This window comes from Enterococcus sp. CSURQ0835 (genome assembly GCF_902706605.1).
GTDB lineage: Bacteria > Bacillota > Bacilli > Lactobacillales > Enterococcaceae > Enterococcus_A.
Genome location: NZ_CACSLH010000020.1, coordinates 44,288 through 54,905 on the forward strand (window position 1 = coordinate 44,288; position 10,618 = coordinate 54,905).

A 10,618-nucleotide genomic window follows, 5' to 3' on the forward strand; every position below is an offset into this window, starting at 1 on the left:
TTTCAATTCAGACTAACTTCTTTTTGTTCAAAAAATAAATTATAATAGGAACGATGATTTAGTAACACGTGGTGCGGATCAACTGAAGGAGGATTTCATGGCGAAAAAGGAAGAAACTGGCTGCGGTTGCGGTAGTTTATTTATCGGGCTCGTAGTATTGGGTTTTATTATTGGACATTGGCAGATCTTGCTTACGATCACAGGAATAGTAGCTCTAATTGTAGGCATTATCTACTGGCCTAAATACCAAGCGAAAAAACAGCAAGCAGCTGAAGAAGCGGAATTGGCAAAAAGAAGACGCGCTTTAGAGTTAGAACAGCGACGCTTAGAATTAGAACAACAAGAACGCGAATTAAAAAAACAGCGGGAACAACTACATCCAGAAGAACAAACGGAGCTAGAAAAATCGCCAGCAGATGATGAAGACTGGGCGGATTTTTAAAATCAATGATAATTCATAAAAACTAACGTGGACTGGGAAGGCTAATCAGATTGACTCAAGTGAAAGCTTGAGTTTTTTTCTTTTGCTTCACAATTTTACTAGCTTATGAGCTGGGAGACGAAAAACTTTACTATCAGCTCAAGTGTGGCTAGAATAAAAATACATTAGTTATCTAAAATGTTTGCTGTTTATTCATTTTGAGTGTACTTGTTTTTTATCTGTCGATCAGTTCGCTACCTGATTGACAGGTTAATTGATTTGCCAACAAAAGTAAGCGTTTTCTTTTTAAAGGGGTTGAGGAGAATGATTAAGTGTTGGGAAAAAATTTTGACTAGTAGTCTCGTTCTGTTGTTGCTATTCTTATTGCCGCAAGTGGGGAACGCGGCTTCCCCGTTAGATCTAGTAACAAGTGAAGGGGAGGTGATTCCTTATGATGGCTACGATACAGCGTTTTCGTCCCCCAGCCAAATCGGGTACCAAAATACTGGCAGTCAGGAACGTGTACCGCTTTTTGAAAATGTTACTCCAGCTGATGGGCTCGCGATTCAAGCTAGGACGATCTTAGGGACTGATGATCGTCAACCTGTGATGAATACGACAGTCTTTCCTTATTCAGCGGTAGTTTTTATTGTAGCGACATACGCTAATGGGAGTTCTTATGTTGGGACGGGGACGATGATTTCACCAGATGCTGTGTTGACCGCCGGACATATGATTTTTGATCCAAATCTTAAACAATGGCCGCAAACAGTTAGCGTGTACCCGGCGATTAATGGAACGGTCGCGCCTTTTGGTCATACGACGGCCTCAAAATTGCTTGCGTTAGCTGGTTGGACGGAAGATCTCAGCTCGAAGCACGATCTAGGGATCATCCGTCTGACTGAACCATTAGGGGTGAAAACAGGTTGGTTTGGCTTGACCAGCGAGATCGATCCCACTCAAAAATTATATACGGCCGGCTATCCAACTGATAAGCCGCGACAAACGATGTGGCAAACGACGGGAACGATTAAATCAATGACAGAGACAAATGTTTATTATGATCTCGATACATATCCTGGTCAAAGCGGCAGTGGTGTATATAATGTGAACGATCAAATCATGGTTGTCCATGCTTACAGTCAAGACAAACAAAATTTTGGGACACGATTAGCTCCTTCTGTTTTGAATTGGATTCAAACTGATTTAGCTAATGTCAATTCTATTTATCGTCTGTATGATCCAAACAACGGTGAGCATTTTTATACAAAAGACTCTAATGAAGTGAACACTTTACAAAGACTTGGCTGGAGTTATGAAGGGTTAGCTTGGTTTGCACCTGCCCAAGGTCAAGCTGTTTACCGTTTGTATAATCCAAATAGTGGAGATCATCACTATACGACCAGTAGTGGAGAACGAGCTGCTTTAGTTCAAGCGGGCTGGCGGGCAGAAGGCGTTTCTTGGGAAGCCAGTCCCGCAAATGGTACGGCGACCTATCGTTTATATAATCCTAATGCGAAAACAGGTACCCATCATTATACGGTGAACTTAGCAGAGCGCAATCATTTGATCAAACTCGGCTGGCGCGATGAAGGAATTGCTTGGTACAACCTCTAAAAAAACTTTGTCAGCAATTGCTGGAAATGAATTCCAAAACATTAAGGGAAGATCGGGTTCAGATCGCCCCTTAATGTTTTTGCTTTGGAAGAGTAATCAAGAAGTTGTAGTTGAAATTCGTGTTGTTTTAATTTTTAATACTATTTTTGGTCGGCATTGACAAATCTTTTGCCAGCAAAGCATCAGCGAGACCGCACGAGGCCAGCTGCTGCTTTCTCATTTTTAGAGTAAAAAACATTAAAATCAAGCATGAGATAGTTGAAAAATGCTGAACGCTTCCTAGTGATCGTTATTTTTTAGTTGTAATTATTTTCGGAAATGTTTTTTAGCTAAGTAATAGATACAACTAATTTTAACGCCACCAGGTGCTGAAAGTCATCTGGTGGGTAACTGCCATTTCATTGGGAAAAAGTGAAAAATAATTTCATTAAGACGAGCTAAAGAAAAATGATTTCTTTGGAAACCTAAGCTTTTAGCAAGAATCAAGTTAGATTGAAACGATTATTTAACTAGAAATAAAAAGCGTTAAACAAAATAAAAGGCAGAATTTATTTCATAATTTATGATTTTTTTTATTCTTTGAGGCATATTTCTTTAAAAATAGCGGTAGCTATATTATCATGTGGTCATAAGGTAAGAGAACGAAAAAACAATTTTCTCTTATTTTGTTAAATCTTGGATTGTTATTTTAGCGCGTGCTTTTTTAACAGGAAGAAGTGACTATGCTAAGTTCAAGATTTGTGAGCAGTTGAGTGATTTGCTCACGGTAAATTGATCAGAAATGTTCTGATTAAGTTCGGTAGTAAGTGCTAGCAGCAAAGTACCAAACCCAACTGCAGCACAAAAGAAAAGAAAATAAAAGAAGGAGGAATTTATCATGGGTTTAATTTGGTCATTGATCGTCGGGGCGATTATCGGAGTTATCGCTGGAGCTATCACAGGAAGAGGAAGTAGTATGGGCTGGATCGCGAACATTGTAGCTGGTTTAGTCGGTTCATGGTTAGGTCAAGCAATCTTTGGATCATGGGGACCTTCACTTGCCGGTATGGCGATTGTTCCTTCCATCATTGGTGCAATCATCTTAGTCTTAGTCGTTTCATTTTTTGTAGGCAGAAATAAACAAGCTGCTTCTTAATGAAGACCGCAGTCGATTTTATTTGAACGAGGGTCAAATAGAAAGCGAGGAATGCGTAAATGTTTTTACACAAAAAGGAATTGCAGTTCGAAGCAAAACCGGATCAGCCGAATCCATTGATCGCAAAATACTTACAGGAACTCATCGGCGGACAATATGGCGAAATGAGTGTTGCGATGCAATATTTGTTCCAAGGCTGGAGTTGTCGAGGCGAAGAGAAGTATAAAGATATGTTGATGGATATCGCGACAGAAGAAATCGGCCATGTGGAGATGCTAGCGACGATGGTGGCACGTTTATTAGAAGGTGCACCAGTGGAAGATCAAGAAGCAGCAATGAAAAAAGATCCGACGATTGGTGCGGTGATTGCGGGCATGAACCCGCAACAAGCGATCGTTGCTGGATTAGGACCTAGACCAGCTGATAGTGTCGGCAATCCTTGGAGTGGAGCTTATATTATTGCAAGCGGGAACTTGCTAGCTGATTTTCGCGCGAATTTAAACGCGGAATCACAAGGCAGATTACAAGTGGCTCGCATTTACGAAATGATCGACGATAAAGGTGTGAAAGACTTGCTCTCCGTTTTATTGGCACGCGACAGTTATCATCAAAACCTATGGGCAACCGCAGTCAAAGAATTGGAAGAACAAGAGAACTCAATCTTGGTGCCAAGTACATTTCCGCGTCAAGAAGAACGGTTAGATATCGCATATGATTTCTATAATTTTTCAGCAGGTGAAGCAAGTAAAGCTGGTAGCTGGGCAAAAGGTGAAGCCTTGGATGGTGAAGGAACTTACCAATATCACAGCGAGCCTAAAGTTGAAGGACAAGCGCCAAAACTTGCTCCAGTGACGCCAAAAATGTACGGGACACCAGAAAAATAAGCGTTAGGATCAGTAGTTTGGTCCGTTTATTTAACTGGCGTGAATAGTAAGTTTAAACTAATTGAATTAGATTAGAAATCGGTCACTTGTTGGCCGATTTTTTTAAAGTCGATTTTAAAAAGTATATTTGAGTGGCGGATAATAGGTAAAGGTCCATTCTTTTTTTTTAAATTGAGCTTTATGTTATGATGAACATAACGAATTAGATAAAGAAGGTCTTTTTATGAATCCAACGGAGATCGAACAAACGAAAGCCGCTATCCACGAATTGTACAATAGTTTATTGCAACAACCTGAGCAGTCTCCGGCGGTGTTGAACATTACCGATGTACTGTTGCAAGTCTATCAAAAACTCGACCAGGTCAAAAATCCAGAAGTCTTGATGAACAAACTAGTCAATTATATTTATGTAGTCGGGTTTGACGCCAAGCTTCATTTTTTAGGTCGTGATGAAAAGTTATTACAAGCACTCGAAGTACCGGCGAAAAAAGCAGGGTTCAACAGTAAGTATCGCGCTAATTTTTCCGATAAATCACAGTTTTACAGTTATAATGAAGAGATTCCGCGACGCTAAGAGTTGCAAACTAGTTTGCGAATCATTATGCTGAAAATAATGTCAAATGATTAAGGGGGAACTACGATGAAACTTAGTGTGCAGGCACCTAAATTCAATTACGACTTAGAAGTCTCAGGCAATCAGATCCGAAAGACGACGATCATGGTTTGTGGAACGATCTTACTGGGATTTGCGATCAAAACACTTGCGGCAAAATAATCATCAAAGTTAGCTGTACAAAATAGGGAGGGAACATGAAGATGTTTCCCCTCTATTTTTTTGCTTACAAAATTATCAGCTCATTCCATGGTGATTTTTAGCATCAGTTTTGTATACTTTGAACAAAGAGGAGGAATTTAGTTGAATCATTTAATAAAACGAGGATTGACGACTTTTGATTTAAAAATTTTAGGAATCACTTTAATGGTCATCGATCACATCCACCAAATGTTTGTCCCATTTGGAGTACCTGATTGGGTCGATTGGTTTGGGCGTCCTGTTGCGACGATTTTCTTTTTTGTTAGTGTGATTGGCTTTACCCACACCCATAGTAAAAAACAGTATATGCTCCGACTTTATTGTGCGATGGTCCTTATGTCGCTGTTTACTTTTGCGTTAGAAAAAATCGTTTCTTACGAGCAAGTCATCTTAATGAACAATATTTTTCGTGATCTTTTTGTCGGAACCATGATGATGGCGGGAATCGATCTGATCAAAAGCGGCATCAAACCGAAAAAGATCAGTCGCTTGTTAGCGGGCATCAGCGTCTTCAGCCTGCCATTGTTGTTTTCTTTATTGATTCCACTATTATTTGCTACACCGCAAACGATTCCATTTGTCTTGCCATTTTTACCTGCTTTATTGCTAGCTGAAAATACGGTCATGGTTTTATTGATCCCACTATTGTATTGGTTTAAAGGCAATCGGAAAGTGCAATGTCTTTTGATCGCGGTGACTGCAGCAATCTATTTCTTTTTGGGGTCGACTCAATGGATCATGGTTTTTGCGATTATCCCGATCTGGTTATATAACGGTCAAAAAGGTAACGGGATGAAATACTTTTTCTATATCTTTTATCCAGCGCATATCGCAGTGTTGTATATCGTATCAGCATGGCTGTTTCAAAGATAGCACGGCTATAGAATCAAATATTTTTTCCAATAAATAGCAATCATCCTTAATCGATTTTAAAAGCTGATAGTGAGCACAGTTCATCGTTATTCACTGAATGGGAAATAGGAAATAAAATTAGGTCGAATTTTTTCGGAAGGCATCAGCTTTGTTTTAAGGGAATCATTTATTTTCGATCAAATCACAAGGTTTAAATTGGTTTTTGTCAAATTTAGTTGTTATACTTTTAATAGTAGAAAAAAATGAGGGGAAGCCAATGAAAAGTAAATGGCAACTAGTGTTGTTGCTGTTTTTGATTGGAGGGTTGACGGGTTGTAAGCTAACTGATTTTACCACTGACTCTGCCAAGCAAAGCACGACGATACACAAAACGAGTACACCAAAAAGCAGTACCTCCGAATCGCGTTCTGACTTTGCTGAAGCGATCAATCAGCTAATCGTCGAATCGAACGGTGAGTTGCAAGGTGTCAATGTTGAACCAAAAGCTGGTGTAGATGAGATCGTGATTCGTTTACAAGATGCTTTTGCTGCCAAACCACCGGAGGAACAACAACGCTTGTGTGATCTCTACCAAGTTAGGATCGCGGATGCTTATTCCCGTTTTTATGTTCCAGAACATCCCGGTGAAAAACAGCCGCGCATGTACTATCAGACAGAAAATGGGGAACTGATCGCCACTACGACACCTACTGATCCCAGTAAAGTAGAATTGCATAAATAAAAAAATGGAGTGAGACCGTGTTGATGTCTCACTCCATTTTTTCGACTAGTTGTTTGATCTTACAGTTTCTTTAATAATCATTTGGATAGTGGACAGCGATAAATTTGACGATATTATTTGTCTGGTTGTCCCAGTTATGTTCTTGGGAAGACAAATAGTGACAGGCGTCTCCTGGATATAATGTGTACGTTTGCTCGTTTAACAACAAGGTCAAGATTCCTTCTAACACATAGATGAACTCTTCCCCTTTATGGGTATAAGGCGTCGGGCATTCTCGTTTTTCGTGAGGCATGATCTCAATCAGTTTCGGTGCTAATGCTTTGTCTTGTGGTGCGCGGCTTAACTGCTTGTAGATCGTATGGTTTACCGTTCGCATCACCGGCTGATCATAGCCGCGCATTACGGGTTCAGCTTGTGGCTCTTCTTCAAAAAAATAGCTGATCTTGATCTCAAAAACAGCGGCGATCTTAGCTAAATATTCCACGGCGATCGTTGTGATTCCGCGTTCAAATTGTGATAAAAAGCCAGTTGAAAGTCCAGTGGCTTCTGAGAGTTGCTTTAAAGTGAGGCCCCGCTCGCTGCGAAGGCGTTTGACTTTTTCACCAATTTCCATAAAATATTACCCCTTGATTCGTTTTGTCTAGTATAACTTAAAAAGGCTGAAATGCCTATCAGGGTCATTTATGTGAATAAAAAATTTTAAAATTTTACAAATATGAATAAAGGTCTTGCAAAAGTTTTTAATTGTGAATATAATAACAATGAAGAGGAGGGGTACCCGTGAAAGCACAGCCGACGATTTTTAATATCCAAAAATTTTCGACCCATGATGGTCCCGGAATCCGGACGACGATTTTTTTCAAAGGCTGCCCGATTCGTTGTGCCTGGTGTCATAATCCCGAAAGCCAAAAATTCGGACCGGAAATCATGATCACTAAAGATGGAAAAGAAGAAGTGATTGGTCAAACGTATTCCGTCAAAGAAGTCGTCAAAAAAATCAAGGCCGATCAGATTTTCTATGATCAATCTGGCGGTGGCGTAACTTTTTCTGGTGGTGAAGTCATGGCCCAAAACCTCGATTACATCGAAGAGCTGGCTTGTGAATGTCAACGCTTAGGGATCTCAGTTGCGATCGACACGTGTGGGGTTGCACCGACAGAAAATTTTGCTCGGATCTTGCCGTATGCTGAGCTGTTTTTATATGATTTGAAGTTTATTGACAGCCAGCTGCATCAACGATATACCGGATCCGGCAATGAGTTGGTCTTAAAAAATTTACAGTATTTAAGTGATCATGGTGCAACAATTCACTTGCGTTTGATTTTATTAGGTGAAATCAATGAGGATACGCTGACTGCAACGGCAATCATTGAGTGGTTAAATCAACAAAATATTCACGTTGATGAAATTTCGTTACTTCCTTACCATGAGTTTGGTCGAGACAAATACCAACGACTTCAGCGAATCTGTACACAAAATTTTATCAAACCAACAGATGAACAAATCGACGAAGTAAAAAATATCTATACGACTGCCGGCTACTCAGTGAAGATCGGCGGCTAATTTTAGGAGGAGAGAAAATGGCACAGTTAACTCTAGAATCAACCCGACGCGGAAGTACTGAGCGGATCAAACGCTTGCGTGAGATCAGCGACAAAGAATGTCAACCAAGTATCTCAATGGAACGGGCGGTCTTATTGACGGAAGCCTACAAAAAATGGGAAGGTAAAGTCTCGGCACCGGTTTTACGCGGTTTAGCTTTTAAGCACATCATGGCTAACCGAACGAACTACATTGAAAAAGGTGCATTGATCGTCGGTGAAAAAGGCGATCGACCTTGGGCTGCTCCAACTTTTCCTGAACTTTGTTGTCATACATTAGAAGATTTCGATAATATGGATCAGCGAGAAAAAGTCTTTTTCAAAGTTACAGCAGCAGACCGCAAGATCCAAGAAGAAGTCATCATCCCTTATTGGAAAGATCGGGCAATGATGACCCGCATGAATAAGTTGTTGCCAGAAGAATGGCATTTATTATTTGATGCTGGTCTTTATACTGAATTTTTGATGCAACGCGGACCTGGCCATACGGTGGCGGACGGTAAAATGTATCAAAAAGGATTTGCTGATTTTAAAGCAGAGATCGAAGCGGTGATCGAAAGCTTAGATTATGCTAATGATCCTGAAGCGTTAAACAAGCGCGAAGAATTGGAAGGCATGAAATTAGTTTGCGAAGGAATGATCATCTTTGGTAAACGGTATGCCCAAGAAGCTCGGGAATTAGCCGCTAAAGAAACCGATCCTCAGTGGAAACAAGAGTTATTAGATTTAGCAGAAGTCTGCGATGTCATACCGGAACATGCGCCAAAAACATTTCGCCAAGCGATCCAAATGTATTGGTTTGTCCACATCGGGGTGACCGTTGAAATGAACAACTGGGATGCGTACTCACCAGGGAAATTAGATCAACATTTAGAACCATTTTATGAAAAAGACATTGAAGCTGGACGTTTGACGCGAGAAGAAGCGCGCGAATTATTAGAAAATCTCTGGATTCAGTTCAACAATCAACCTGCGCCACCAAAAGTTGGGATCACGCTGAAAGAAAGTGCGACTTACACTGATTTTTGTAATATCAATACTGGTGCTTTACGTCCAGACGGTACAAGCGGTGTCAGTGATGTTAGTTACTTGATCTTAGAAGTTATGGATGAGATGAAACTGCTGCAACCTAGTTCAAACGTCCAAATTTCGCGTAAATCTCCTGAGAAATTCTTGAAAGAAGCGTTGAAGATCTCACGTAAAGGTTGGGGACAGCCGGCTTTGTATAACTCTGAAGCCATCTTAGCCGAATTGAGCTACTTAGGAAAGTCAGTCGATGACGCGCGAGAAAGTGGGGTCTGCTCAGGGTGTGTCGAAGTTGGGACGGCCGGAAAAGAAGCTTATGTACTGACCGGTTACTTGAATGTACCGAAAGTGTTTGAGTTGGTCATGAATCGTGGCTTTGATCCTTACTCGGGTAAACAAGTAGGGCTTGATCTAGGTGATCTGCGGGAGATGACTTCTTATGACGAAGTGTATGCCGCATTTGAAAAACAAATGGAATATGTCGTCAATGTTAAGATCGCAGGAAATAATATGATCGAAAGAATGTACATGAAATTTATGCCAGTACCGCTCTTGTCAGTTATGACAGATGATTGTGTGCGTGATGGAAAAGATTACAATGCTGGGGGCGCACGGTACAATACGAGCTACATCCAATGCGTGGGAATGGCAACGATCACTGATTCGTTGGCTGCAATCAAGAAAAATGTATTTGAAGAGCGTAACGTTACGATGGAGGCCTTGTTACAAGCTTGTAAAGATGACTTTGCAGGGCATGATGAGATCTTTGAACTTGTTCATGATCAAACACCAAAATACGGCAATGATGATGATTATGCTGATGACTTATTACGAGCTGCTGTTGATACGTTGCAAAAAGTCATCGCAGGTCGCAAAACACCAAAAGGAGCGACGACAGTGGTAGAATTTTTACCAACCACTTGTCACGTCTACTTCGGTCAAGTGATGGAAGCTTCACCCAATGGTCGTCACGCGGGTATCCCATTACCAGATGGGATCTCACCAGAAAAAGGAGCCGACCGGAATGGTCCCACGGCGGTGATCAAATCCGCTTCTAAGATCGACCAATTAAAAACGGGTGGAGCTTTATTGAACCAGAAGTTCACGCCAAGTGTAGTTGCAGGTGAGGCGGGGATCCTCAATATGGCTGCATTAGTTCGCAGCTACTTTGCAATGGATGGTCACCATATCCAATTTAATGTTGTGGAGCGGGAAACGTTGTTAAAAGCGCAAGCTAATCCGCAAGACTATGAAGATCTGATCGTTCGAGTAGCTGGTTATAGTGATTACTTCAATAATTTAGACCGCGCACTACAAGATGAGATCATCAGCCGAACTGAGCAAGCATTTGGCTAAAAAAATCAATGCCAGTACTTCAATGTTGAAGTACTGGCATTTTTTGTATGATTTGAAAACCACCTGCTATGCGGGTGGTTCCAAAAAGCTTTTAGCGTGGTATCAAAAAATCCTCCCAAAATGATAAGATAATGCTGGTTGACCGACCGCATCACTATCAGATTAGGAGG

Annotated in this window: 11 protein-coding genes; 10 read left to right on the forward strand and 1 reads right to left on the reverse strand. The window is 40.9% G+C overall.

The features are described from left to right. Positions 1-97: 97 nt before the first annotated feature. From GVJ38_RS09215 to GVJ38_RS09245, 8 genes are all read left to right on the forward strand, one after another. On the forward strand, positions 98-442 hold the full coding sequence (locus tag GVJ38_RS09215; RefSeq protein WP_159722863.1) for a hypothetical protein: 345 nt from the start codon (positions 98-100) through the stop codon (positions 440-442). Positions 443-745: 303 nt separating this feature from the next. Continuing rightward, positions 746-2,038 (forward strand): trypsin-like peptidase domain-containing protein, encoded by a 1,293-nt coding sequence (locus GVJ38_RS09220; RefSeq protein ID WP_159722864.1) that lies wholly within the window; start codon positions 746-748, stop codon positions 2,036-2,038. Positions 2,039-2,915: 877 nt separating this feature from the next. Next, a complete protein-coding gene (locus tag GVJ38_RS09225) occupies positions 2,916-3,173 on the forward strand; it encodes a GlsB/YeaQ/YmgE family stress response membrane protein (protein ID WP_159722865.1) in 258 nt (85 codons plus the stop codon). 59 nt (positions 3,174-3,232) lie between these two features. Next, entirely contained in the window at positions 3,233-4,057 is an 825-nt protein-coding gene (locus GVJ38_RS09230) for a manganese catalase family protein (RefSeq protein WP_159722866.1), read from the forward strand. A 223-nt stretch (positions 4,058-4,280) separates the two neighbouring features. Then, the gene (locus GVJ38_RS09235; protein ID WP_159722867.1) at positions 4,281-4,631 is read left to right on the forward strand and encodes a bacteriocin immunity protein; all 351 of its coding nucleotides are present in this window, start codon (positions 4,281-4,283) and stop codon (positions 4,629-4,631) included. A gap of 66 nt (positions 4,632-4,697) precedes the next feature. Continuing rightward, positions 4,698-4,832, forward strand: coding sequence for a hypothetical protein (locus GVJ38_RS14395; RefSeq protein WP_268839984.1), 135 nt, complete (start codon positions 4,698-4,700; stop codon positions 4,830-4,832). Between the two features lie 204 nt (positions 4,833-5,036). Beyond that, entirely contained in the window at positions 5,037-5,744 is a 708-nt protein-coding gene (locus GVJ38_RS09240) for a TraX family protein (RefSeq protein WP_442896038.1), read from the forward strand. 256 nt (positions 5,745-6,000) lie between these two features. Then, positions 6,001-6,465: a hypothetical protein gene (locus tag GVJ38_RS09245; protein ID WP_159722869.1), complete on the forward strand. Its 465-nt coding sequence runs from the start codon at positions 6,001-6,003 to the stop codon at positions 6,463-6,465. Between the two features lie 70 nt (positions 6,466-6,535). Here the strand turns inward: GVJ38_RS09245 and GVJ38_RS09250 are convergent, their stop codons facing one another. Beyond that, a complete protein-coding gene (locus GVJ38_RS09250; protein WP_159722870.1) occupies positions 6,536-7,078 on the reverse strand; it encodes a helix-turn-helix domain-containing protein in 543 nt (180 codons plus the stop codon). Positions 7,079-7,245: 167 nt separating this feature from the next. Between GVJ38_RS09250 and GVJ38_RS09255 the strand changes: the two genes are divergently transcribed. Next, complete coding sequence (locus GVJ38_RS09255) at positions 7,246-8,028, forward strand: glycyl-radical enzyme activating protein (RefSeq protein ID WP_159722871.1); 783 nt, start codon at positions 7,246-7,248, stop codon at positions 8,026-8,028. A 17-nt stretch (positions 8,029-8,045) separates the two neighbouring features. Next, positions 8,046-10,448, forward strand: a complete 2,403-nt coding sequence (hypD, locus tag GVJ38_RS09260; RefSeq protein WP_159722872.1) for a trans-4-hydroxy-L-proline dehydratase — start codon at positions 8,046-8,048, stop codon at positions 10,446-10,448. Positions 10,449-10,618 lie beyond the last annotated feature (170 nt).